The 24,116-nt window shown below is 76.6% G+C and carries 17 protein-coding genes and 1 pseudogene; 7 read left to right on the forward strand and 11 right to left on the reverse strand.

The features are described 5' to 3' along the window. Positions 1–172 precede the first annotated feature (172 nt). The 6 genes from ACFVHB_RS10955 to ACFVHB_RS10980 form a co-directional block, all read right to left on the reverse strand. The gene (locus ACFVHB_RS10955) at positions 173–1,786 is read right to left on the reverse strand and encodes a multicopper oxidase family protein (RefSeq protein ID WP_380318497.1); all 1,614 of its coding nucleotides are present in this window, start codon (positions 1,784–1,786) and stop codon (positions 173–175) included. Continuing rightward, positions 1,783–2,298 (reverse strand): hypothetical protein, encoded by a 516-nt coding sequence (locus tag ACFVHB_RS10960; protein ID WP_380318499.1) that lies wholly within the window; start codon positions 2,296–2,298, stop codon positions 1,783–1,785. The genes ACFVHB_RS10955 and ACFVHB_RS10960 overlap by 4 nt, the downstream gene beginning before the upstream one ends. A 385-nt stretch (positions 2,299–2,683) precedes the next feature. Next, positions 2,684–5,251, reverse strand: coding sequence for an ABC transporter permease (locus ACFVHB_RS10965; RefSeq protein WP_380318502.1), 2,568 nt, complete (start codon positions 5,249–5,251; stop codon positions 2,684–2,686). Beyond that, on the reverse strand, positions 5,248–6,051 hold the full coding sequence (locus ACFVHB_RS10970) for an ABC transporter ATP-binding protein (protein WP_380318505.1): 804 nt from the start codon (positions 6,049–6,051) through the stop codon (positions 5,248–5,250). Before ACFVHB_RS10970 ends, ACFVHB_RS10965 begins: the two co-directional genes overlap by 4 nt. A gap of 130 nt (positions 6,052–6,181) precedes the next feature. Further along, entirely contained in the window at positions 6,182–6,973 is a 792-nt protein-coding gene (locus tag ACFVHB_RS10975; RefSeq protein WP_380318508.1) for an aminotransferase class IV, read from the reverse strand. 171 nt (positions 6,974–7,144) lie between these two features. After that, on the reverse strand, positions 7,145–8,104 hold the full coding sequence (locus tag ACFVHB_RS10980) for a GNAT family N-acetyltransferase (RefSeq protein ID WP_380318511.1): 960 nt from the start codon (positions 8,102–8,104) through the stop codon (positions 7,145–7,147). A gap of 405 nt (positions 8,105–8,509) precedes the next feature. Here ACFVHB_RS10980 and ACFVHB_RS10985 point away from each other — a divergent pair, with 405 nt between their 5' ends. Both ACFVHB_RS10985 and ACFVHB_RS10990 read left to right on the forward strand, forming a co-directional pair. After that, entirely contained in the window at positions 8,510–8,866 is a 357-nt protein-coding gene (locus ACFVHB_RS10985) for a hypothetical protein (RefSeq protein ID WP_380318514.1), read from the forward strand. Next, a pseudogene (locus tag ACFVHB_RS10990) lies at positions 8,751–9,641 on the forward strand (IS481 family transposase). Before ACFVHB_RS10985 ends, ACFVHB_RS10990 begins: the two are co-directional and overlap by 116 nt. Here ACFVHB_RS10990 and ACFVHB_RS10995 read toward each other — a convergent pair. Continuing rightward, positions 9,638–10,558 carry a DMT family transporter gene (locus ACFVHB_RS10995; protein ID WP_380318517.1) on the reverse strand — a complete coding sequence of 307 codons (921 nt, stop codon included), beginning with the start codon at positions 10,556–10,558 and terminating at the stop codon, positions 9,638–9,640. The pseudogene ACFVHB_RS10990 and the gene ACFVHB_RS10995 sit on opposite strands and share 4 nt — an antisense overlap. Before the next feature lie 185 nt (positions 10,559–10,743). On the opposite strand from ACFVHB_RS10995, the gene ACFVHB_RS11000 reads away from it, so the two are divergent. Next, the gene (locus ACFVHB_RS11000) at positions 10,744–11,625 is read left to right on the forward strand and encodes a LysR substrate-binding domain-containing protein (protein WP_380318520.1); all 882 of its coding nucleotides are present in this window, start codon (positions 10,744–10,746) and stop codon (positions 11,623–11,625) included. 221 nt (positions 11,626–11,846) lie between these two features. Continuing rightward, positions 11,847–13,142 (forward strand): chitinase, encoded by a 1,296-nt coding sequence (locus ACFVHB_RS11005; RefSeq protein WP_380318523.1) that lies wholly within the window; start codon positions 11,847–11,849, stop codon positions 13,140–13,142. Between the two features lie 122 nt (positions 13,143–13,264). Here the strand turns inward: ACFVHB_RS11005 and ACFVHB_RS11010 are convergent, their stop codons facing one another. Next, complete coding sequence (locus ACFVHB_RS11010; RefSeq protein WP_380318625.1) at positions 13,265–14,260, reverse strand: LuxR C-terminal-related transcriptional regulator; 996 nt, start codon at positions 14,258–14,260, stop codon at positions 13,265–13,267. A 309-nt stretch (positions 14,261–14,569) separates the two neighbouring features. On the opposite strand from ACFVHB_RS11010, the gene ACFVHB_RS11015 reads away from it, so the two are divergent. From ACFVHB_RS11015 to ACFVHB_RS11025, 3 genes are all read left to right on the forward strand, one after another. Then, a complete protein-coding gene (locus ACFVHB_RS11015; RefSeq protein ID WP_380318526.1) occupies positions 14,570–14,899 on the forward strand; it encodes a hypothetical protein in 330 nt (109 codons plus the stop codon). Positions 14,900–15,257: 358 nt separating this feature from the next. Beyond that, positions 15,258–15,479 (forward strand): hypothetical protein, encoded by a 222-nt coding sequence (locus ACFVHB_RS11020; RefSeq protein ID WP_380318529.1) that lies wholly within the window; start codon positions 15,258–15,260, stop codon positions 15,477–15,479. 120 nt (positions 15,480–15,599) lie between these two features. After that, positions 15,600–16,286, forward strand: coding sequence for a response regulator (locus ACFVHB_RS11025; protein WP_380318532.1), 687 nt, complete (start codon positions 15,600–15,602; stop codon positions 16,284–16,286). Positions 16,287–16,623: 337 nt separating this feature from the next. Here the strand turns inward: ACFVHB_RS11025 and ACFVHB_RS11030 are convergent, their stop codons facing one another. The 3 genes from ACFVHB_RS11030 to ACFVHB_RS11040 form a co-directional block, all read right to left on the reverse strand. Then, positions 16,624–18,138, reverse strand: coding sequence for a SagB family peptide dehydrogenase (locus tag ACFVHB_RS11030; protein ID WP_380318535.1), 1,515 nt, complete (start codon positions 18,136–18,138; stop codon positions 16,624–16,626). Positions 18,139–18,229: 91 nt separating this feature from the next. Beyond that, complete coding sequence (locus ACFVHB_RS11035) at positions 18,230–20,491, reverse strand: TOMM precursor leader peptide-binding protein (RefSeq protein WP_380318539.1); 2,262 nt, start codon at positions 20,489–20,491, stop codon at positions 18,230–18,232. Between the two features lie 184 nt (positions 20,492–20,675). Next, on the reverse strand, positions 20,676–24,116 hold the full coding sequence (locus ACFVHB_RS11040; protein ID WP_380318542.1) for a DUF4135 domain-containing protein: 3,441 nt from the start codon (positions 24,114–24,116) through the stop codon (positions 20,676–20,678).

Below are 24,116 nucleotides of genomic sequence, written 5' to 3' on the forward strand. Positions count from 1 at the left end.
TCCTCGGTCTCGGACGCGGTTCCCCGGTCGTCGGAGCGCCCTCGGTCGCGACGCTAGGCGACCCTCGGCCCCGCGGCACGTCGGGGCGCGGACCGACGACCCCGGGGGCCGTGCGGGGGCCCGCCCCCTTCGGCCGAACGGGTGAGGGGCCGTCGCGCGCGCGGCCCGCCGCCTACTCCACGACGAAGTCCGCCATCATCGCCATGTCCTCGTGCTCCAGGTTGTGGCAGTGCAGCATGTACGCCCCCGGGTAGTCCGTGAAGCGGACCAGCACCTCCACCGCCTCGGCCGGCCGCAGGTCGACGGTGTCCTTCCACCCGGCGTCGTACGGGCCCGGCTCGGCGCGGTTGCGGGAGAGCACCTGGAAGTGGTCCAGGTGGAGGTGGACGGGGTGGTGGACGTCGGTGAAGAACCGCCAGACCTCGGTGGTGCCGAGGGCGGGCCGGGCGAGCACCCGGCCCGGTTGGTAGGGCTGTTGGTTGATCGTCCAGCCGCCGCTGTTGCGACTGCGGCGGAACCCGAAGGTGCGGGTGGCGACGGCGGCGGACCGGTCGAGCCGTTCGAACGCGGAGAGCCGCTCGGGCACCGTCGAGTCGTCGGTGACGGTGCGGGAGGACACGTCGAAGAGCATCACCTCGGTGGTCCGCCCGCTGCCGAACCGGTTCATCAGGCGGACGGAGGAGCCGGGCTCGAAGCGGGAGAAGTCGACCACGACGTCGAAGCGCTCGGCCGGGGCGATCTCGACGGCGTCGTGCGCGACCGGTGCCTCCAGCAGGCCGCCGTCGCCGCCGATCTGGACCAGCGCGTCGCCGCCGGAGGGCTGCGGGTCCAGCTCCAGGCGGTAGAGGCGGGCGTTGGAGGCGTTCAGCAGGCGCAGCCGGTACCGCGCGCGGTCCACCGCCAGCCGCGGCCAGGGGGCGCCGTTGACCAGGATGACGTCGCCGAGCACGCCGTTCACGTAGTCGCCGGTGACGCCGGGGACGCCGAGGTCGGGGTCGACGGCGGGGTAGCGGAAGGAGCCGTCCTCCTCGAAGGCGCGGTCGCTGAGCATCAGCGGGAGGTCGCGGTCGCCGCGCGGCAGCGGCAGGGCGTCCTCCTCCTCGTCGTGGACCAGGTGGAAGCCGGACAGGCCGCGCCAGATGCCGGGGCCGGTGAAGCCCATCCGGTGGTCGTGGTACCAGAGCGTGGCCGCGCGCTGCCGGCCCGGGTAGGTGTAGGTGCGGTCGCCGTCGGTGGTCCGGCCGAGCGGGAGGTCCGCGGCGTCGTCCATGCCGGGCATGCCGGCCATCCCCCGCATCCACTCCGTTCCCGTCGGCGCCCGGTCGGCGCCCGCACCGCCGGACCGGACGGGCAGGATCAGGTCGGTCGGGTAGCCGTCGCTCTCCGCGGGGGTGTGGCCGCCGTGCAGGTGGACCACCGAGGGCACCGGCAGCTCGTTGCGGTGGCGCACCACGGTCGGCCGGCCGGACCGGACGGCCAGGGTCGGACCGGGCCAGCTGCCGCCGTACGTCCAGGCCTCGGTCTTCACGCCGGGCAGGATCTCCAGCCGGGCGACCCGCTGGACGATCTCGTAGTGGTCCGTGCCGGCGTCGCTGCGCAGCGGACGGAGGACGGGCGGCACCGGCAGCGGCACCTGGAACGCCTCCGGTGGCTGCAGCCCGCTGGTCAGCAGCAGGCCCGGGCGGCCCTCGCCGAGCAGCCGGGCGGCGGCGGGGAGGGCGAAGGCCCCCAGCGCGCCCGCGCCGACCGCCGCCGCGCCGATCCCCAGGAACCGGCGACGGTTCACGGCGCCACCTCCACGGGCCCGCCCGGACGGGGCAGCAGCCCCGCGCCGTCCGGACCGTCGGGGCCGTCCGGACCGTCGAGGCCGTCGGGCCCGTCCGGCGCCTCCGGCACGGGGCTGCGGGCGGGCAGCGGCAGCCGCCAGGCGCCGGCCGCGGCGGACAGGGTCCCGCTGAGCAGCAGCGCGCCGAGCACCACGTGCAGGCCCAGGGCGCGGTCGTAGCCGAAGCCGATCTGGAGGATCACCCCGGACGTGAGCAGCGCCGCGGTCACCAGCGGGCGGCGCGGGCCCCGGCCGGACCGGCCCACCAGCGCCGCCACCACCAGGTGGACGAGCACGGCGGCGGCCAGCGCCATCGCGCCGGCCTCGTGCGGCGCGAGCGACTCGTAGTGCCCGTTGAGGAAGCTGCCCGCCAGCACGGTCTGCCCGAGGGCCAGCGCGGCCGTGGCGGTGGCGGTCGCCCGCAGCAGGATCAGCGGCCGGCGGGGCGCGGGGGCCACGGGAGGACTGCTCATGGAGTGGGCTTCTCTCTGCTCGGCCGGGTGGCGGGGGCGGGGAACGGCAAACGCCCCCGAGGCGGGCTCTGCCCCGGGCGGCGCGGCGGCGAGCGTAGCTGATCGGACATCACGATCAGCTCCCGTAGGCGGTGTTGGCGCCGGAGGCCACTCCATTGCGCCTGCCCGGAGCCCGCTTCTCACTCGTTCGGGTGAGCCGGTGCGCCGGCGCCCCCGGCCGTCCCTCCGCCGGCGCCCCCGGCCGTCCCTCCGCCGTCTCTCCGCCGGCGCCCCCGGCCGTCTCTCCGCCGTTCCCGGTCGCCCCGGAACGCGGACGGCCGTGGGCCCGGCGACACCCCCGTCGCCCCCGGGCCCACGACCGCTCCCGCCGCCGGACCGCCGTCCGCTACTGTTTGCCGCCGCCCGCCGCCACCGGGTGGGAGCGGAGCAGCGCGCGGGCCGGCAGCCCGGTCGCGCCGAGGCAGAGCAGGACGGCTCCGGCGGCCAGCGGCAGGGCGGTGCCGGCCGGAACGTGCGGGGCGGCGCCGGCGATGCCCCGGGTGATCGGCACCAGCGTGATCCAGGCGATCACCCCGCCGACCGCCAGGCCGGCCGCGGCGACCAGCAGCGCCTCCCAGCGCATCATGCCGCGCACCTGCCGCCGGGTCGTCCCGGCCAGCCGCAGCAGCGCGACCTCGCGACGCCGGTCCAGCACCGTCATGACCAGGGTGTTGGCGGCGGTGACCGCCGCGAAGCCGCCCAGCACGCCGGCCATCACCGTGTTCGCCCAGCGGCCGATCTCCTGGTCCCGGTCGACCTGGGCCGCGTAGCCGGCGCGGTCGGTGACGGTGACGCCCCCGGTGCCGGTGAGCCCGGCCAGCCCGGCGGCGACGGCGGCCCGGTCGGCACCCGGCGCGTCCGCGACCAGCACCTGGCTGTCGTAGCCGGCGGTGACGTGCTCCGCGACCGCCGCCCGGGGCAGCAGCACCTGGCCGAAGCCGAGACCGCGCTCGTAGGTGGCGACCACCGTCGGCCGCACCTGGGTGCCGTCGCCGAGCCAGAGCGGGGCCCGGTCGCCGACCTTGACGCCGAGGCCGTCGGCGAGCGCCGCGTCCAGGGCGACGGTGTCGGCCGAGCGGCCGAGGTCCGCCAGCGAGCCGCTCTTCACCCCGAGGTCGAGCACCCGGGACAGCCCGGCCGGGTCGCCGTTGACGCCGAGGGCGGTCGCGCCGACCAGCTGGTCGCCGTCCCGGTAGACGGCGCCGGTGCGCAGCACGCCGACGGCGGCCGCCACGCCCGGCACCCGGGCCGCCTGCCCGGCGGTGCCGGCGGGCAGGCCGGGGCCGGCCGACCCGACCACGTGGTCGGCGGTGGTGCCGCTGCGCACCTGCTCGCCGGTGACGTGGCTGAGGGTGCTCTGGAGGAAGAGCAGGGTGCCGCAGAAGGCGGTGACCATCACGATCGGGGTGATCGCCGAGGCCAGCCGGCGGGCGTTGGCCCGGGCGTTGTCGGCGGCCAGCGAGCCGGACGCGCCGGCCGCGGCCCGCAGCGGGGTGCCGAGCACCCCGGCGGCGGCCCGGGCCACCCAGGGGCCGAGCAGGGCGACGGCCACCAGGAAGCACATCACCACGCCGAGCGCGGTGTTGGCGGCGGCGGTCCCGTCCAGGCCGGCCGCGACGGCGGACAGCGCCACGCCTGCGGCGGTGAACAGCAGCCCGGCGACGGTCCGCGCCTTGCCCGGCCGGCCCGGCTCGACGGCGGCCGCACCGAGCGCCTGGCCCGGCCGGAGCCCGGCCGGGCCGCGGGCGGCGAGGAAGCCGGCGGTCAGCGCGGCGAGCGTGCAGGTCAGGACGGCGGCGACGACCGGCAGCGGACCGACGTCCAGCATGACCGTCCCGGGCACGGCGCCCCGGGACGCCAGCTCGTCGAACCACCAGCGGGCCAGGGCCAGTCCGGGCAGGACGCCGAGCACGGCGGCGACGGGGGCGACCAGGACGGCCTCGGTGGCGATGGTGCGGCGGATCTGCCGCGGGGTGGCGCCGATCGCGCGCAGCAGGGCGAACTCGCGGGCGCGCTGGCCGGTGGCGAGCGCGACGGTGCTCATCACGACGAACACGGCGGTCATGGTGGCGATGCCGCCGAAGGAGCCGCCGAGGCCGGTCAGCATCGCCCGGCTCGCGGTGAGCGCGGGCTGTTCGACGGTGCCGCGGCCGTCGCCGGTGAGCACCTCGGCCTCGCCGCCGACGGCCAGGCGGACCTGCGCGGCGAGCGCCGTCCCGGTCACGCCCTCGCGGGGCTGGACGGCGATCGCGTCCACCCGGCCGGGGTGGCCGGAGAGGCGGTCGGCGACGGGGTCGGCGAACCAGGCCTGCGGTCCGCCGCTCCCCGGGGACGCGGCGAGGCCGACGACGCGGTAGCCGCCGCTGCCGCCGGGCGCGGTGAGGACGACGGTGGCGCCGGGGGCCAGGTGGGCGGCGCGCGCGGTGTCCGCGTCGACAACGACCTCGCCGGCGCCGGGGGCGCGCCCCTCGACCAGCTGCTCGCCCGGCCCGGCGATGCCGAGCGCGGCGAAGCCGCGGCCGGTCAGCCCGGGGAGGGCGGGGGCGCCCTGGCCGCCGCTGCTCGCCGGGACCGGGAACGCGGTGTCCGGGCGGGCCGCCGCGACACCCGGCTGGGCGGCGATCCGCCCGGCCAGCGCCGCGTCCACCCGGGCCCGCTCGGGGAGGGCCTGCCGCTCGGTCTCGGTGTCGCCGGCCTCGCCGGTGACCTTCCAGGTGATCGAGACGGTCGGGTCGGCCGCGACCACGACCGGCGTCCGCGCGTACCGCACCGGCGGCACGCTCGCGGTGAGGCCGGTCTGCAGCAGGGTGCCGCAGGCCATGATCACGGCCGCGCCGAACAGCAGGGCGATGAAGGTGCCGGCGAAGGACGCCGGCCGGAACCGCACCGAGGCGCGGGCCAGTCCGTTGCTCATGCGGCCGCCCCCACCGGGCGGGCGGTCAGCCGGACCATCCGGTCCGCGACGGCCTGCGGGTCCGGGTGGTGCAGCTCGCCGGCGAACGCGCCGTCGGCCAGGAAGAGCGCGCGGTCGGTGAAGGAGGCGGCCACCGGATCGTGGGTCACCATGACGACGGTCGCGCCCATGGTGTCCACCGCGTGCCGGAGCAGCCCGAGCACCTCGTGCGCCGTCCGGGTGTCCAGCGCGCCGGTCGGCTCGTCGGCGAAGACCACGTCCGGGCGGGTGATCAGCGCGCGGGCGATCGCGACGCGCTGCTGCTGGCCGCCGGAGAGCTGGCCGGGCCGCCGTCCGGCGTGCTCGCCGAGGCCGACCTGGGCCAGCAACTCCCGCGCCCGGGCCCGGTCCTGGCGCTCGCCGGCCAGCCGCTGCGGCAGCAGCACGTTCTGCAGCACCGTCAGCGAGGGCAGCAGGTTGAAGGACTGGAAGACGAACCCGATCCGGCTGCGGCGCAGCTTGGTGAGCCGGTTCTCGCTGAGCCGGGTGATCTCCTCGCCGCCCAGGTACACCTCACCGCCGTCCGGCCGGTCCAGGCCCGCCGCACACTGCAGGAAGGTGCTCTTGCCGGAGCCGGAGGGCCCCATCACGGCGGTGAAGGTGCCGCGGTCGAGCGCCAGGTCGATGCCGCGCAGCGCGTGCACCGCCTCGGCGCCGCGCCCGTAGCTGCGCCGGACCGCCCGCAGCTCGATCGCGGCGTGCGCGGTGCGGCCGAACTGCTCGGCGGTCTCGGTCTGTTGGCGGTCGCGGCGGGGTGCCATGGTGGTGCCTTCCTGGAGGAGCGTCGTCGCTGGTCGTCGACGTGTTCCAGGCTAGGAACGGCGGGGCGGCCGAACCATGCGGCCCACCGGCGGACGGGGGGTGGGGAAATCCCCACCCCGCCCCTCCGGCTCACACGAGGTCGCCCTCGATCCGCTCGTACGCGGCGCGCAGGGCGGCGAGCGCGGGGTGGTCCGGCTCGAAGGCGGTGCCGTCGATCGCGACGACCGGGCGGACGCCGACGCCCGCGTTGAGCGCGAACGCCGCCACGAAGCGGTCCAGTCCGCCGTCGGCACGGACGGGTTCGCGCCGCTGCGGGCCGGGGTGGGCGGCGGCGAGCAGCGCGGCGGTGACCCCGGGCAGGGCCTCGCCGTCCGGCCAGACCAGCTCGCGGCCGTCGTGGAAGCCGATGTTCCAGGTGGCGCCCTCGGCGATCCGGCCGTCCGCACCGGTCAGCAACGCGTCGTCGTAGCCGTCGAGTTGGGCCAGCCGGCGCTGCCGGATCAGCCCGAACAGCCCGACGTGCTTCACCTCCGGCAGCTCGCGGCGGTACGCGGCGGTGCGCACCCGCAGCGGGCCGGGGGGTGCGGCCGGCGCCGGGCGGGTGGTGACCAGCAGCCGCGGCACGGCGGGGGCGGCGGGGCGCTCCAGGCCGAGCGCCGGGTCGAACACCGTCACCCGGACGATCACCGGCGTGCCGTCGGCGGGCAGGGCGGCGCGGATCCGCTGCCGCACCACCTCGCGGTCCAGCTCGGCGGCGAACACCGTCCGGCAGTCCCGCACCAGCCGGTCCAGGTGCAGGGTCAGCCCGCGCACCCGGCCGGCCTCGGCGCGCAGGGTGGTGAAGTGCCCGTAGTTCAGCAGCCCCAGCGCGGCCAGCCGGGCCGGGTCGGCCGGGGCGCCGTCGATCTCGATCTCAGCCATGGCCCGAGTCTCCCAGCCGGCGGCCGGGGTACGCGTCGGGCCCGGGTGCGCGTCCGCCCTGGTCCGCGTCCGCCCGGGTCCGCGTCGGGCCCGGGCCCGGATTCCGGCTCAGGCTCGCGTCCGGCCCGGATGCGCGGGTACGGCGTGTCCGGGCCGGGGCCGTGCGGCGGGTCAGTCCAGGGCGAGCGGGCCCGGCGGGGGGCCGGGGAGGCGGGCGGGGGTGCCGTCCGGCCGGCGGGGGCCGGTGACGGGCCGGCCAGCGGCGCGGGCGGACCGTTCGAACTGCTCGATCCGGTACGCCAGCCCCTCCGGCTCGCCGATGTCCGCCCAGCGCCACGCCTCGGCCCACCACTGCGGACCGCGGACCAGCGGCCGGCCGGCGAGCGCGAGGTGCAGGGCCAGCGTCGAGCGGGCGAAGTCGTGCACCCAGCCCTCGCTCCGCCGGTACGCGGCCGTCTCGTCCAGCCGCAGCCAGCGGCCGTCGGGGCCGTCGTGCCCGGCCGAGAGCAGCGGCACCCAGCCGTGCGGCCCGTCGGCGAGCAGCAGGACCAGCCGGCCGGCCTCCTCCGTCACCCGGTAGGGCGGGAGCTGGGGCATCCGGGCCAGCCCGAGCGCGTGCTTCCAGGAGACCACCCACAGGCCGCGCCGCAGGTAGTAGCGGACGGCGTGCCGCCAGGTCCAGTGCGCCTCCAGCCGGTAGCCGGGCAGTCCCTCGGCGGTGGCCGCCCGGTACACCGCGTCGAGCGCGGCGCCGGCCAGCCCGCGGCCGCGCGCCGCGGGGCGCAGGTAGACCGAGGAGACGGCCAACTGCCCCGGCCCCTTGGTCCAGTTGTCGACCGCGATGGTGCCGACCGGCGCGCCCCGCTCCCCCAGCACCCAGTACCGGCGCCGGTACAGCTCGCCGTCCGGCCACTCCCGGCCGCTCTCGCCGAGCCGCCGGCGCAGCGCCCGCTCCGACTCCGCGTCCAGCGCCTCCGGGTCGACGCGTTCGGCCAGTTCGCCCTCCGCCCGGGACGCCAAGTCCCAGAGCGCGAACCGCCGCCCGTCCCCCGCCTCCACCGCCCGCAGTCCGGCCGTCGCCCCCAGCCGTTCCTGCGCCCGCTCCACCGCCGCATCCCAGGACCTCACCACGGGTTCCAGGATAGCCGCCGGCCGACACCGAACGTGACGCATCCGGTACCGAACGCAAGCGCGAAGGGTGAGGGTGGGGGAAACCCGACCACGGGTCTCGACCTGGCCGTCATGACCGCGGCGGGCGGCCCGCATGGAATGGACGGGTGCTGATTCACCGCGGTCGCGACGGCCGCTCCCGCGCTCGACCCGGGCCTCCCGGCCGCCGGTCCGGCCACCCCGCCCGGTGGTGCGCCGGCTCGCCGGCGGCCGCCGGCCGGGCCGCGGCCTTCCCGCTCCTCCCCGGGCTCGCGCCGCACCACGGTTGGGGCCTAGGGCCTGGTCACGGCAACCGGCCTCCTGGCGACGGCCGTTGCCGCCGCCCTGGTCCGGCCGCGGCGGCGGGCCCGCGCGGTCTCGCCGGCGGTGGCGACGGCCGGGGCCGCGGTCGTCCCGCTGCTCTGGCTGGTGCTCACCGGGGAGGGGCAGAGCGAGGTGGCCGCGATCGAACGCTCGGGCTCGCTGCCGCTGGAGCACGGCTCGCCCTACCTGGCCGAGCCGCACACGGTGGCCGAGTACATCCCCTACCTGCCCGGCATGGCGCTGCTCGGGCCGCCCCGCGCCCTGCTCGGGTCCGACGGCTGGGCGGCCCGGCCGAGCCCGCTGTGTGGTCGAGGACGGCTGGCCGCTGCGGCGGGCCGCCGAACGCTTCCAGGTCTCACCCACTACGGCCAAGCGCTGGGCCGACCGCTACCGCGCGCTCGGCGAGGCCGGCATGAGTGACCGCTCCAGCCCGCCCCACCGCAGCCCGCGACGCCCGCACTCGCGGACCGAGCGGCGGATCATCAAGGTCCGCGTCCTGCGCCGCTGGGGGCCGGCCCGCATCGCCTACCTGCTGCGGCTCAACCCGGCCACCGTGCACCGGGCCCTGGTCCACTACCGCCTCGCCCGCCCGGCCCCTCTGGACCGCGTCACCGGCCGCCCGGTGCGGCGCTACGAACGCGCCGCACCGGGCGAGTTGGTCCACGTCGACCTCAAGAAGCTCGGCAACATCCCCGACGGCGGCGGCCACCCCACGCACTGGGCCGCCAGGCCGGCCGCAGGAACCGCTCCGGCGCCGGCCACAGCTATCTCCACAACGCCGTGGACCACCACTCCCGCCTGGCCTCCAGCGAGATCCTGCCCGACGAACGCAACGAGACCGCCGCCGGATACTGGGCCCGGGCGAACGCGTACGTCGCCCGGGCCGGCATCACCGTCCAACGCGTGCTGACCGACACGGCTCCCGCTACCGCTCCCGGACCTGGCGTGATGCCCTCGCCGCCGAGGGCATCACGCACAAACGCACCCGGCCCTACCGGCCACAGACCAACGGCAAGGTCGAACGTTCAACCGCACCCTGCTCGACGAATGGGCCCACGCCAGGCCCTACCGCACCGAACTGGAACGACGCGACGCCTGGCTCCACACCACCTACAACCACCACCGCGGACACACCGCACTCGCAGGCAAGCCACCCGCCAGCCGCGTTCCCAACCTCACGGGGCAGAACACCTAGCCGACCGGCTGACGGACCCTCCGACGTGCCGCCCGGGCGGCCGGGGCCCGGGTCAGGGCCACCGCGGCGATGACCGCGAGGCCGCCGAGCAGGGCGTTCCAGCCGACGGGCTCGGCGAGCAGGACGGCACCGAGGGCCGTCGACCAGAGCGGCGTCACGTAGGTGACGGCGGCGGCGACGGTGGCGCCCGCGCCGCGGACCAGGTTCAGGTTGAGGATGTAGGCGACGCCCGTGCCGAGCGCGCCCAGGACCAGCAGGGCGGCGGCCGGACCGGCCCCCGGCCAGTGCGGGGCACCCGCGGCGAACGGGGCGATCAGCGCCAACTCGGCTGCGCCGCAGGTGATCTGGACGGCGGACAGCGCGGTCGCGGAGTGCGGGCGGGCGGAGAGGTGGCGGCGCAGGTAGGCGAAGCCGGCGCCGTAGCAGCAGGTGGCGGCCAGACAGGCGAGGCCGCCCGTCGTCCCCCCGGAGCCGAGGCCGCGCCACACGCCGAGGACGGTCAGCACCCCGGCGAAGCCGAGCGCGAGCCCGGCGAGGCGGCGCGGGCCCGGGTGCCGTTCCTCGGGCACGGTGGCGACCGCGAAGACCAGCGTGAACAGCGGGGTGGTCGCGTTCATCACCCCGGCCAGCACCGAGCTGACCCGGGTCTCGCCGTAGCAGAAGAGCACGAACGGCACGGCGTTGAGCAGCACCGCGGCCACCGCCGAGTGGCCCCAGGTGGCGAGGTCGCGCGGGGCGGACTCGCGGCGCAGCCCGAGGATCGTCCAGAGCGCCGCAGCCCCGAGGACGCAGCGCCAGCACGCCACCCAGAGCGGCGGCACCCCCGCGTCGACCGCCACCTTGATCAGCGCGAAGCTCGCGCCCCAGATCGCCGACAGCACCACGAACCCCGGCCACCAGCGCCGCACCCCGACCACCCGTCCTCTCCGTCGTCCGCAGAACCGTTCACCCTGGCCGTTCACCCCGGCTGTTCGCCGGGTCGACCATCCGGCGTCACCCGGCCGCTCGCCCGGGCCGATCGCCGGTCTCGCGTGACAGAGCGTGGCGCGCGGGCGGAGCATGAGTCCAACAAGTGACGTCGCCGTACGGATGAGGAAGTCTCATGGCCTCGGAGGTCACCCTCGCCCAGCTCCGGGCGCTGATCGCGGTCGCCGACGCGGGCGGGTTCGGCGCGGCCGCAGCCGAGTTGGGGATCAGTCAGTCCGCCGTCTCGCACGCGGTCGCCGCGCTGGAGCGCACCCTCGGCGCGCCCGTCCTGCACCGCGGCACGCCGGCGCGGCCGACGCCGCTGGGCGAGCAGATCCTGCCGCACGCCCGGACGGCGGTGGCCGCCGCGGCGGCCGTCCGCAGCATCGCCACCCGGCACTCGGGCGGCCTCACCGGGACCGTCCGGCTGGCCGCGCCGACCACCGTCTGCCAGGGGCTGCTGCCCGCGCTGCTACGGGACTGGCGGGCCGCCCACCCCCGGCTCACCGTCCGGGTCTTCGAGGGCGAGGACGACGAGCTCCCCGTCTGGCTGGAGGCGGGCACGGTGGACGCCGCCGTCCTGGTGGACGCCGACCCGGTGCCGCCCGGGGCGGTGCCGCTCGGGGCGGACTCGATGCACGCGCTGCTGCGCCGGGACCACCCGCTGGCCGGCGAGCCGGCCGTCGACGTGGCCGACCTGGAGGACGACGACTTCCTGCTCTCCGAGGGCGGCTGCGAGCGCCACATCCGCGACGCCTACCGGCGGGCCGGCGTTCGGTTCGCGCCCCGGCACCGGATCCGCGATCTGAACACCCTGATCGGCATGGTGCACGCGGGCGTCGGGGTCTCGGTGATGCCCGCGCTGGCGCAGCCGATGCTGCCCGCCGACTGCGTCCTCGTCCCGATCCGCCCGGCCGCGCACCGCGCGCTCACCCTCACCGGACCGGCCGGGCGACCGTGGTCCCCGGCGGTCGGCGGGCTGCTGGCGGCCGTCCGCACGGCGGGTGTCGCGGTCTGACGAACCGTCGTGCGGGGTCTCCGGGACAGGGTTCGGGCGGCGGGCAGCGGACTGGTCAAGTCGGTTCGCCCCTTTCGGGTTGACGCACACGCGGCAGAGGTCTATACCATTGAAGACCTTCGGCGACTCGGCGTCGCCGGTGGTTTCCCCGGGGCCCGGCGCGCCTCCCCCACAGTGGGCGCGGGCGGGCCTCCTCCTGCCGTTTCCGCGAGAGGTTTCCGATGGAACGTGCTCTTCCCCCACACGAGCCGGGGCAACGGATCAGACAGCAGCACCGGAGGAACGGACGGCGCCGGACCGCGGTCGCGGTCGCCGGCGTCCTCGGCCTGGTGGCCGGCGGGCTCGCGGCGGTCGCCGCGGCCGGGACCGGAGCCGCCGCGACCACGACCACGACGACCGCCACGACCGGGCTGGGCAGCAACTGGTACGCCTCAGCCCCGTACCTGATGCCCGAGGACAACAGCCCGCCGGACGCCGCGGCGGTGATGGACGCGACCGGGCAGAAGGCCTTCCAGCTGGCGTTCATCCTGGACAAGGGCGGGTGTTCGCCCGCCTGGGGCGGCACCTCCTCGATCGACACCGACACCACCATGCCGGCGGTGATCCAGGCGATCCGGGCCAAGGGCGGCGACGTGTCGGTCTCGGTCGGCGGCTACGGCGGCACCAAACTGGGCCAGACCTGCGGGACGCCGGAGGCGACGGCGGCCGGGTACCAGAAGGTGGTCACCAAGTACGGGCTCAAGGCGATCGACTTCGACCTGGAGGAGCCCGAGTACGAGAACGCGGCCGCGATCCACAACGAGATCGGCGCCGCCCGGATCCTGCAGCGGAACAACCCGGGGCTGTACATCTCGATCACCACGGCCGGCACCGGGGCGGGCACCGGCTGGTTCGGGCAGCAGATGCTCAACGAGGCCAAGTCGCAGGGCTTCACGCCCGACAACTACTCGATCATGCCGTTCGACGGCGGGTTCAACGGCGCCGCCGCGCAGACCGACGCGCTCGTGAAGTTCAACGGGATCCTGCGGACGACGTTCGGCTGGACCGAGGCCGACGCCTACGCGCACGAGGGCGTTTCGCTGATGAACGGACGCACCGACGCCGCCGAGTACTTCCGGCAGGCGGACTTCCAGACCGTGCTGGACTTCGCGCTCGCGCACAAGCTGGCCCGGTACACGTACTGGTCGGTCAACCGCGACCGGCAGTGCCCGGGGACGGTCGACCCGGGCCTGTCCGGCTCGTGCTCCAGCGTGGTGCAGAACGACTGGGACTTCACCAAGTTCACCGTCCGCTTCGCCGGCGCCACCCCGCCCACCACGCCGCCGACCACCCCGCCGCCGACCAGTTCCTCCCCCGGCGTCTGCACCGACCCGCCGTGGAGCGCCACCACCACCTACACCGGCGGCAACAAGGTGTCGTACAACGGCCACAAGTACCACGCCAAGTGGTGGACGCTGAACGAGAACCCGTCCGCGAGCGGCCAGTGGGGCGTCTGGGCCGACGACGGCCCCTGCTGAGCGAGGGGTGCGGGCCGGCCCGGCCGATCGGGTCGGCCCGCGCCGAGTGGGGCCGGGCCGTCCCCGTAGCGGGGCGGTCCGGCTCAGCGCGGGGCGGTCCGGCTCAGCGCCGGGCGGCCGCCTCAGCGCGGGGCGGTCTCGCCGAGCCAGCCGAGGGCGGAGACCTGGATGCCCGCCTGGAAGCGGCTGCGGGCGTCCATCCGCACCATCAGGTCGGCCATCATCCGGCGGACGGTGCGCAGCGAGACGCCGAGCCGCTGCCCGGCCCGCTCGTCGGTGAGGCCCTCGGCGAGCAGGCGGAGCAGTTCGCGCTCCTGGCCGGTGAGACCGTGCGGGTCGCGGCGACCGGCCTCGCCGAGCGGGTTGGCCTGCTCCCAGGTCTGTTCGAAGAGGGCGCGCAGGGCGGCGATCACCCCGGGGCTGTGCAGCAGGACGGCGCCCTTGCGCGGGTCGTCCGGGTCGATCGGGACGATCGCGGTGGCGTTGTCGACCAGGATCATCCGCAGCGGCAGCGTGGGCACGGTGCGGACGGCGCCGCCGAGGCCGTGCAGCCAGCGCGCGTACTGCACGGTGGCGGGGTCGTTGCGGACACTCTCCTGGTAGACGGTGCGCATCCGGACGCCGCGTTCCAGGGTCTCCTGGTCGAGCGCGCGGCTGGCCTCCATCACCTGCGGCGGCTGCGGGCCGCCGGGCGCGAAGGCGAGCACCTCGACGGCGGCGTCGGAGGCGAGCTGGACGAGCCGGTCGCGAACGTCCTCCAGGCTGGAGATCAGCTCGATGCCCGGCTGGTTGGCGGGCGCGTGCACGCTCGCGTACTCGGCGATCAGACCGGCCATCGCGGCGCGGCTGCGTTCCATCTCCTGCTGGCGCCGGGCGGCCTCGGCCTCCTGGCGGGCGAGTAACGCCGCCAGCCCGAGCTCGGGGTTGACGGCCCGCCAGCGATCCTCCGAGCCGGTCGGCCGGGTGAGCGCGAGATCCGCCAACTGGTCCAGCGCCACCCGGACTTCGGCCTCGGGCGCCTCCAGGCGCCGGGCGATCCCCTGGGTGTCCAGCTCGGGATGGAGCAGCATCGCGCGGTAGACCGCTTCGCCGAACGGGTCGAGGCCGATCGGCTGCACGCCGCTCAACAGCCCACCACCAGAGACGCCGTACCCATCACACCCTCCGTCGCCCGACTCGGAACCGGTGGACCCGTCAAGGCGGTCAGCGTAGCGCCACGCGACCGAACATAGAACGCTCTTGCGGACACCTATGGCGATGCGGTGCGTGAACCGTAAGGGATTTCCGTCCGGACGGGCGTCGGACCAGCGCAACCGCGCGCACCCCACCGGAGTCGGCCCCACCAGCGGTGACAGGTTGTTGCCAGGCCGATGTGTGCCACACGTGCCACGCCCCGACACAACCGGCGATCGGTCAGTCTGAACGGTGTGTACGTGATTCGCGTCCGGCTGGAGACGCGGGGCGGTCGGCCGCCCGGCGGGCCGGTGGTGGCGCCCGCGGTCCGGGACGGGCTGGAGCGCGCGCTCCGCGGGCCCGCCACCGGGCTCAGCCATGCCCGGATCCGGGTGGCGGCGGGAGTGCTGGACGCGGTGCTGTTCGTGACGGCCGCCGGGCTGCTGGCGGCGGAGGCCGGCGTGCGCGCCGCCTGCGCGGAACTGACCGGCGCCGAGGGCCTCCTGGCGGGTTGGCGGGTACGGCACTGCGAGGCGGACAGCTGGCTGGTGCTGGGCCTGCACGAGCTGCCGACGCACCGCTGACGGGAGTCCGGACGGTCGGGAGGCTCGGGCGGTCGGACGGCACGGGCGGGTGGACGGCTCGGGTAGTCGAGCGGCTCGGGCAGGAGCCCGGCCGGTCCGGGCGGGAGGCGTCGGCACTTTGGTGCCAGGACCGGCCTAGCTGGCCTCACGGTGTCACGGCACTGTGGTGCCAGCTCCGACTGCTGACACGGACCCCGGTCGGCCGCCACTCTCATGGTGTCGGCGCGAACGACGGACCGGAACACCGGGACAGCAGCCCCCGACGGGGCCCGGAACGGACCGCGCGGCCGCCGCAGCAGACCAGCGCGCCCCGGTAGCAGCCCGGGGCTCAGCCGAAGCGAGAGGATCGGGCATCGCCATGACGAAGAAGGTCCGTTTCATCACGATTGTCGCCCTCGGTATCAGCACCCTGACCGGCACCGCCGCCACCGCGGTCCTGGCCACCAACGCCCCGGCGGCCGTCGTCTCCTCGGCGGACGGTGCCCCCGCCGGCGAGCCCGCCGCCCAGCCGGCCAGCACCGCCACGCCCGTCCCCGTTCCCTCGCCGACCGACCCGCAGAAGACCTGGGGCTGGGGCTGAGCCCGCCGGCCGCACCGCTCCTGCCCGACCGCCCGTGCGCCGACCGCCCTTGTCCCGACCACCCCTTCTGCCGACCACCCGCCCGCGCACCCGACACGTCGACGCCACCGAGGTAGCCGGATGACCACCGTTCTGGAACCGCCCGCCATCGCACCCGTCACCGCCGAACGCGCAACCGCCCGGACCGCCCGGACCACGGCCGTCCGCGTCCTGCTCGCCGACGGGCACCACCTGTTCCGCTCCGGGCTCGGCGCCCTGCTCGACCGGGAGGACGACCTCGCCGTCGTCGCCGAGTCGCCCACCGCCGAGGAGGCCGCCGCCGAGGCCGCCCGCACCCGGCCGGCGGTCGCCGTCCTCGACCCCGACCTGCCCGGACCGGGCGGCCCCGCCACCGCCGCGCTGATCCGCGACCGGGCACCGGGCACCGCCGTCCTGCTGCTCACCGCCCAGCCCCGCCCCGCCGACCTGCAGCGCGCCGTGGCGGACGGGATCGCCGGGGTGCTGCTCAAGGACGTGCCGCCGGCCGCACTGATCTCGGCGGTGCGCGAACTCGCCCGTGGCGGACGGGTCTACGACCCGCGCCTGGTGGTGGACGTGGTCCGGTCCGGCACCGGGGCACCGCTGACCCCGCGCGAGCTCACCGTGCTCGGCCACGTGGCCGACGGGGCCACCATCAACGAGGTCGCGGCGACGCTCTCGCTCTCGCCCGGGACGGTCCGCAACTACGTCTCCGCGGCCATCGCCAAGACCCGCGGGCGCAACCGCTGCGACGCGATCCGGATCGCCCGCGAGCGCGGCTGGCTCTGAGCCCCACCCGCGGGCGACCGTGACGAACCGCGCCCCCGGGCCGTGGGACACGGCTCGCCCCGGCCTCCGAACGCGGCCGGGCCTCCGACGCCGCCCGGGCTGCCGGCCCGCCCGGTTCCTCGGCACGCCCTACGTCGACACGCCCGGTGTCTGGCAACGCGACCGTCCGGTGCCCCGCCCACCACGGCGGGGCACCGGCGCGTCCGCGTCCGCCCGCCGTCGCTTCGTCGCCTTGTCGCCTTGTCGGGTCGTCGCCTTGTCGCGTCGTCGCGTCGTCGCCTTGTCGCGTCATCGCGTCATCGCGTCATCGCGCCGTCGCGCCGTCGCGGCGCGGTTTTCAACCCTCCGCGCGCGACTCCCCCACGATGTCGGCGAACCCGTGCGCGGTGCGCGGCACCCCCGCCGGGCGGCTGCCGATCAGGAACTCGCCGACCGAGGACTCCGCCGTCCAGTCCAGGCCGAGCGCGCGCGCCGCCGCGTCGGTGTCCCCCGAGCCCAGGCCACAAGGCGCCAGCCCCATCGCGGTCGCCACCAGGTAGAGCGTCTGGTAGACGACGCCGACGTGCTTGAGCGTCAGCGCGTACGCGATCTGGCTGTACTTCCAGGACAGCCGCCCGAACCGCGAGGTGACGGTGAGCAGCACCTGCGGGTCGACCGTGCAGCCGGTGGCCCGCCAGGCCGCCGTCATCAGCTCGCGGAACGCCGCCTCGTCGCCCGGCCCGGCGAACGGGCGCGGCCGCAGCCGGTGGGCGGCCGCGTCATAGCGGTAGACGCCGGGGACCAGGCCGTCGCAGCGGACCACCGAGAGGTAGACCTCCAGTTCGCCGGTGGCCCCGCCGGCCGGGTAGGGGCGGTCCACCACGTCGTAGCCGTGCGGGTCGGCCGGGTCGCCCGGCACCACCCGGCGGATCCGGGCCACCCGGTAGAGCAGTTCGGCGAGTTGGTCGAGGGTGACCGGGGTGTCGGCGTAGGCGCGGACCGACCGCCGGCCCTCCAGCACCTCGCTGAGCGCGGGGTCGCGGGCCAGCACCTCGTCCCAGTCGGGGACGGGCAGGTCGATCCCGGTGCCGTCCTCGCGGGCGCCCGCGCCGGGGATCGCGGGCAGCTGGGCGACCTCCGGGTGGGCGAACAGGCCGCCGCTGGGGTAGTCGTGGCGGCCGGGGCGGCTGCGGGCGTGGAACAGCAGGTCGTGGAAGTCCCAGAGCGGCGGCTCGCCCTGGGCGCCGTCGTCCAGGAACCCGGCCCCGGCCAGCAGTCCGGCCAGTGCCTGCCCGGCCGCCGGGGTGAGCCCGGCCAGCAGCGCCGCCTCCGCCACCGGGCGGGCGGCGGTCACCGCGGCGACGAAGGCACCGGCCGCGGGCCGGTGCAGGGTCAGCCGGAACGGCGCCATCGGGGACTCCAGCACGCAGGCTCCGGCGTGCTCCTCCGGCAGCCGGCGCAGGTACGCGAAGCGGGAGAGCACCACGGCCTCGGGCGGCCGGACCGGGGCGGGCAGGCCGGCCGAGCGGGCGATCGGGACGGCGGTGGCCAGCGGCTCTCCGTGCGGGTCGGTGAGGCCGGTGGTGACCAGGTAGGGGAAGCGCCGCAGCAGGTGGAACAGCCGTCCGCCGTCGCCGAGCCGGTCGAGCTCGGCGAGGTCGACGGCGTCCTCGGTGAGCGCGGCGAGCCGGCGGACGGTCGCCGCTCCGAGCGCGTGCACCCGTTGACGGCCCCAGGGGTGGCTGAGTTCCAGGTCGTCGCCCTGGGCGGTGACGACGACCTCCGGACGCAGCCGCAGCAGGGTGCGCGGCTCCCCGCCGGCCCGGCCGGCCGCGGGGGCGAGGCCGGTGGGCAGCTGTTCGGTCACGGTCATGGGGTACCTCTTTCCGGTTGCCGGGAGGGCGCGGGCCGCCGCCGTCCGCCCGGTGGGCGGAGGCGGACGGCGGCCCGGCGTCCGCTCGTCGTCAGATGAAGATCGGGACGGGGTTGAGCTCCTCCTCCGGGGTGGGCTCGTTCAGCCAGCCGAGGGCGAGCGGCACGTCGTAGAGCCGGCCGGGGGCGAAGCGGGCCCAGAAGTGACGCATCCCGGGGACGATCACCTTGGCCACCGGCAGGCCGACGTCGGGCCGGGTCTGGTCGAGCACCAGGAACTCCATCCCCCGTTCCTCGACCAGGCGTTGGGCCAGTGCGAGGTCCTCGGCGAGGTCGTCGCCGGCGAGCTCCGCCCAGCGGTCGGGGCCGGCGGCCGGGGCGGCGGGGTCCGGCAGCAGGTAGGGCTGGTTGGCGACGGTCGCGCTGGTCCACCACGCCTTCTGCTCGGGGTCGGCGCCCGCGTAGTCGACCTTGCCCTGGGCGTTGCCGCCGACCGGGCCGAGGAACTGGTTCATCTCGGTGAGCGCCCGGGTGAGCGCGATGTGCGGGTCGAGGTGGGCGCCGAAGGCGATCAGCACGTCCTCGGTGGGCTGGTCGGTGCGCCGGGAGAAGGCGCCGGCCACCGGGATGCCGAAGTCCGAGGTGAGGTCGAGCGCCCAGATCTCCCGGTTCAACCCGCGGTAGATCTCACGGAGTCGGCCGATGTACGGGTCGCCGAAGGCGTCCAGGTCGATGGCCGGGCGGTTGACCCGGTTGTACCACCAGAGGGCGACCGCGTCCCGCTCGACCAGCTCCAGGAAGCCCTGGAGCGCGGCGTCCTCGAAGGACGTCCCGGCTGCGCAGCCGTTGGAGTCGCCGGCGGCGAAGAAGCCGTGGCGGTGCCGGTAGCCGTAGTAGAGGGACATGGTGGGCAACCAACGGGTGCGCTGCTCGGTGAGCGACCAGGCGGGCGACCACTCGATCCGGTCGCCCTCGCGGAACCGCTCGGGCACGGTGTTGAACATGGACCGCTTGCCGTTCCAGCGGTCGCGTTCGGCGTACTGGCGGTCGCTGAACAGCAGGGTGCGGGACGGGTGGATCGCCGCGTCGCCGAGTTCGGTGAAGCTGGCGAGCCGGCGGGCCTCGTCGCCCTGGAAGACGCCGGAGTGCCGTTCCATCGCCTCGCCGAGCGCGCTCGCCCGGGCCTGGACGTCGGTGCGGCCCTTGCCGCAGCTCAGCGAGCGCAGGCCGGTGCGCAGCTGGCGCAGGTCGCCGCTCTGCCGGGAGAGGTTCTGCCCCGAGACGTACACGCGCAGGCCCGCGGGAGTGCGGCCGGAGGGCACCATCGAGGTCACCACGCCGGTGACCGGGGAGAGTTGGGTGCTGTAGCGCTCCAGCATGTCCTCCGGGGAGGCGGAGCGGTGGCCGCCGTCGGCGGTGAACGCCTTGGGGCGGCTCTCGAACCGGACGGGCGTCAACTGACGCTCCGTCATCAGACCGGCGTCGCCGCAGGCGTGGCACTGCGGGCGGCGGACGAGGCGGTGGCGCTCGGTCTCCAGGCGGACGGTGTCCAGGGTGAGCACCACGGGCTCGGCGGGGCGAACGCCCGCCAGCCACTTGGCGGCCTCCAGGGCGGCGAGTTGGGCGCCGGTCTGCAGGGTGGGCGCGAGGTGGGCGCCGGCGGTGGAGATCGGGCCGTCCTGGCCGAGCCGGTGGCGCAGGTAGCTGAGCGACTGCCGGTTGGCGGAGAGCCGGTGGGCCAGGCACTCCCAGCAGCCGGTGGTGCCCTCGGCCTCGGCGGGGCCGGGGACGAACACCGGGCCGATCCAGAGGATCGAGCCGACCGGGCGGGCGAGCAGCCAGGGGCGGCCGCTCTCCCGGGCGGCGCGGTCGCGCTCGGCCAGGCCGGGGTGCAGGTAGTCGTCGGCGAGCGCGACGGTGAACTCGGCGTCCTCGTCGACGGTGACGCCGGCGGCGGCCAGGGCGGCCAGGAAGGGCTGCGGGTCCAGGTCGCCGTGGACCTCGACCCGGGCGCGGGCGGTGCGCAGCGCCTCGGTGGCGGCGGCGCCGTCCAGGCCGGCCATCTCGAAGTACGCGGCGGCGGCCGGGTCCTCGACCCGGCCGGCGTCCGCCAGGTAGCCGCGGTCGCGCAGCCGCTCCACGGCGCCGCGGACCCGGTCGGCGGGGACGGTGCCGCGCAGCGCCTCGCCGATCTGCTCGGCGGTGCGGGTGCCGTCCAGCAGCGGGGCGAGGGTCTGCGCGAGCCGGCCGTCGACCACGGAGACGCCGCGTTCGGAGACCAGGTAGACGGCCTCGCCGTCGACGACGTAGGGGGTGTAGTGGCGTTTGAAGCCGATCGTGGGCGTGTCGGACATGGCGGGTCCCTCGACGAGTGTGGGCGGGGTGGCGACGAACGACTGACAGTTGACAGTTGATGAAATCTGTTATCTGTCGGCTGTTATCTGTTCGCTGAAAGTTGTTCGCTGACATCTGTTCGCCGGGCGCTGTCCGCCCGACGTCGTTCGCCGGACGGTGTTCGCCGGCAGCGGCCGGACGCCGTCAGCGCAGCGTGGCGAGCGGTGCCGCTGCCGGGTCGAGCAGGCGCAGCAGCAGGAGGCCGACGGCGGCGGTGCCGTCGAGGGCGCCGAGGTTGATCCGGTCGTCGGCGGCCCGGTCGGGGTGCCAGCCGCCGGTGGCGCGCTGGCGGGCGATCAGCTCCCCGGCCAGCAGGGCCGCGGCCTCCCGGCCGTCGTAGAACGGGCCGGGCAGCAGCGAGTCGGCGGCCTCGGGCAGGGTGTGCAGCAGACCCGCCTCGGCGGCGGTGAGCGCCTCGCCGGCGGTGGCGACCAGGTCGCGGGTGGAGCGGGTGGCGATCTGCCGGCGGCCCACCGGCGGGGTGAGCGCCTCCAGTTCGGCCGGGTCGACCACGCCCGAGCCGAGCGCGACCGCGGTCTCCAGGCAGGCGAGCCGCCCGGAGCGGGTGGCGGTGGCGAAGCGGTGGCCGCGCAGCCGTTCGCGGACGGCGTCCGGGGCGGCGAGCAGCGCGGGCGCCTCGGCGACGGTGCGGGCGAGCGCGAGCGCGACGGAGTCGGCGCCGGCCGGGGCGAGGCCGAGGAAGCCCGGTCCGGCCGCCGGGGCGCCGTCCGCCGACTGCCCGGGTACCGCCGCCTCGGCGTCCGCCGCGTCGGCCGCAGCCAGGTGGTCGAGCGCGGCCGCGGCCAGCGTGCGGATGCCGTCCTCGGTGGCCGCGTGGCCGGGCCCGGTGGCGCGGCGCAGCCGGAGCAGGTTGAGCAGCAGGCCGGCGCTGCCGAGCGGCACGTCCGGGTGCGGGGCCCGCGCGGGGCGTCCCGGGCGGCCGGCGGCCGGTCCGGCGACGGCGACCGACCCGGGGACGAGGGCTTGGGCGGCGGTGAGGAACTCCGGTTCGCCGAGCAGGGCGCCGCCCCGGGCCAGGGCGTGGATCAGCGAGCCCGGTCCGGCGAGCCCGCCGGGGACGGGCGCGCCGCCGGCGAGTCGGCTGTCGGCGGCGAAGACGAAGGCCCGCGGCGAGGCCGGGTCGATCAGCCGGGCCGCCTGGGCGAGCGCGCGGTGGGCGGCGCGGTGGAAGCGCGGTTCGCCGGTGGCGGCCCAGAGTTCGGCGAACAGGACGGCGAGCCCGGGGGTTCCGGTGACCAGGTCCAGGCCGAGCACCTCGACCTGGCGCAGCCCGGTGCCGGGGTACCAGCTCTGTCCGAGCCAGCCGTCGCCGCGCCGGTCGGCGAGGATGCGGTCGCCGATCCGGACGGCGTGGTCGAGCAGTTCGCCGCTGTCGGGGACGGTCGTCCGCGTCGCGCCCGGCCCGGCCGGTGCCGGGTCGCCGCGGTCCGCGGCAGGTGCCGGGTCGCCGCGGTCCCCGGCTGGTGCCGGGTCGCCGCGGTCCCCGGCTGGTGCCGTGCGGTCCCCGGTCTGCTCCGTTCCGCCCCGGGCGGCGTCGATGCAGCCGCTGAGCACGGCGGTCTGCGCGTCCAGGTCGAAGCCGTCGAGTTCGGCGACCCGCTGCTGGAGCCGCCGCCACCCGGTGCCGCGGAAGTGGCCGGGGATCTCCCGTCCGTCGACGGTGAACACCGACGAGGAGGTGGTCAGCGAGCGGAAGAACGGGATGTCCAGCTGCCGGAAGGCGTCGATCTCGGCGAGGACCACCTCCAGCAGGTCGGTGCGGTGCGGGGAGTCGGCCAGGACGGGCGTGGTGCCGTGCAGCGCACCGGCGATCACGGTCTCCCGGGTGGCGCCGCCGTCGAGGGCGAGCGGGCTGGTGGAGGCTCGGATGATCTTGTAGCCGTCCCAGGTGTGCCGCCAGATGTAGCGCACCCAGATCCCCCGGAACGGAGCCAACGGGCCGTCCGGCGAGGCGAGTTCGCCCCGCACCCGGTACAGCGCGCGGTGCATCTCGCGGTACCCCTCGGTCACCTCCGCGGTGTACTCCCAGGGGTCGGCGGTCTCCTCGCCCCCGGCGCCGTCCGGAGCGACCGGCCGGTACGGCGGGAGCGGCAGCGCGGGCACGCCCGGGGCGACCTCCAGGCCGCCGATCCGCGAGAGGCAGCCGATGTCGAGGGCGCCGCCCTCCCGGGCCGGGGTCCAGGACTGGAACGCCATGGCGGTGCGCACCACGGTCGCCTCCAGCTCGTCCAGCAGCCCGTGCTGGTCCGGGCTGATGGCCGGCGGCGGCTGCACGCGCGGGTAGAGCAGGCACTCCAGGTCGATCAGCGCCGGGTGCTCGCCGTCGGCGAGCAGGTTGTCGGCCCACAGGTCGCGGCCCTCCAGCAGCTGGACCAGCCGGATCGTCATGCCGAGCCGCCGGTAGAACCGGGCGAAGCCGCCGCGGTCGGCGCACGGCCGGTGCGGGACCAGCTCCTCCCAGCCGTAGTCGCTCTCGCACGCGGCGGCCAGCGAGGCGGCGTGGCCGTCGTCGCCCCGGTCGCTGCGGACCAGCACGGTGCGCAGCGGGAGGTCCAGCGAGAGCTCCCGGTTGAGGCGTTCGACCAGGCCGAGGAAGGCGGTGGCGTGCCGCATGTCCTTGGGCTTGTAGACCACCGAGCGGCCGCCGGCGAAGTGCAGCAGCGCGACCGAGCGGCCGCCGGCGTGCCGGTCGCCGGCCTCGCCGCGCACCGAGTCGAGCGGGCCCGGCTCCTCGCCGTCCCACATTCGTTCGACCAGCAGGGCGCGGTCGGCGGCGAGGCGGGCGAACAGTTCGGTCTGGGTGTGCTGGTACTGCCGGCAGACCGTGCCGACCAGGTGGGCCAGCGCGGGCAGTCGCTCCAGCCGGGCCAGCCAGCCCTCGGCGGAGGTGTCCAGGCCGCCGGCGGCGTCCCAGTCGGTGGCGCGCGGGCGGCCGGTGACGGCCTGGAGTTCGTGGCAGAGCGACAGGTTGCAGGCCTCGGTGAGCCGGGCGGCGAGGATGCCGGCCAGGTCGGCGCGGGCCCGGTCGGTGACCGGGACGCCGAGGATGCCGCCCGGCCCGTACGGCAGCAGCTGGTCGGCGGCGGCGGCGAAGGCGGCGGCGATCGCGCCGGGGGCGGAGGTGTCGGGGCCGGGTGCGGCCGGCAGGGCGCGCAGGAAGGCGGCGAGCGCCAGGCCCCAGTCCGGCAGCCGGGCCGGGTCGGTGAGGACGACGGCCCGCAGGCCGTCGCCGAGCGGTCGGCCGGTTTCGGCGAGGTGCGCCAACAGGGCGGTGCCGCCTCCGCGTTCGCCGCCGGCCCGGCGCAGCCAGCCGTCGACGGCGGCGCGCCGGGCGCGGCGGTCCTCCTCGGGGTCGGGGGCGAACAGCGCGGTGCCGTCGGGGCGGGCGGCGGCGCGGTCGCCGAACGGGGCGGCGGCGGCGATCAGGGCGCGCAGCCGTTCGTCGCCGCGGGCGGGACCGGGCAGCAGCGCGGGCGGGACCGGGCCGCCGGGGTCGGGGTGGCCGTCGGCCGGGGTGGAGGCGCCGTCGACGGGGCGGAGCCAGGCCTGCAGGTCGAGCGACAT

Source organism: Kitasatospora sp. NPDC127111 (assembly GCF_042677465.1).
GTDB lineage: Bacteria > Actinomycetota > Actinomycetes > Streptomycetales > Streptomycetaceae > Kitasatospora.

Excerpts from the sequence above, each read along its gene's own strand:
- ACFVHB_RS10975 (WP_380318508.1), bottom strand. The coding sequence starts at position 6,973 with ATGGCTGAGATCGAGATCGACGGCGCCCCGGCCGACCCGGCCCGGCTG.
- ACFVHB_RS10970 (WP_380318505.1), bottom strand. The coding sequence starts at position 6,051 with ATGGCACCCCGCCGCGACCGCCAACAGACCGAGACCGCCGAGCAGTTC.
- ACFVHB_RS10965 (WP_380318502.1), bottom strand. The coding sequence starts at position 5,251 with ATGAGCAACGGACTGGCCCGCGCCTCGGTGCGGTTCCGGCCGGCGTCC.
- ACFVHB_RS11005 (WP_380318523.1), top strand. The coding sequence starts at position 11,847 with ATGGAACGTGCTCTTCCCCCACACGAGCCGGGGCAACGGATCAGACAG.
- ACFVHB_RS11040 (WP_380318542.1), bottom strand. The coding sequence starts at position 24,116 with ATGTCGCTCGACCTGCAGGCCTGGCTCCGCCCCGTCGACGGCGCCTCC.
- ACFVHB_RS11000 (WP_380318520.1), top strand. The coding sequence starts at position 10,744 with ATGGCCTCGGAGGTCACCCTCGCCCAGCTCCGGGCGCTGATCGCGGTC.
- ACFVHB_RS11035 (WP_380318539.1), bottom strand. The coding sequence starts at position 20,491 with ATGTCCGACACGCCCACGATCGGCTTCAAACGCCACTACACCCCCTAC.
- ACFVHB_RS11025 (WP_380318532.1), top strand. The coding sequence starts at position 15,600 with ATGACCACCGTTCTGGAACCGCCCGCCATCGCACCCGTCACCGCCGAA.
- ACFVHB_RS11020 (WP_380318529.1), top strand. The coding sequence starts at position 15,258 with ATGACGAAGAAGGTCCGTTTCATCACGATTGTCGCCCTCGGTATCAGC.
- ACFVHB_RS11030 (WP_380318535.1), bottom strand. The coding sequence starts at position 18,138 with ATGACCGTGACCGAACAGCTGCCCACCGGCCTCGCCCCCGCGGCCGGC.
- ACFVHB_RS10960 (WP_380318499.1), bottom strand. The coding sequence starts at position 2,298 with ATGAGCAGTCCTCCCGTGGCCCCCGCGCCCCGCCGGCCGCTGATCCTG.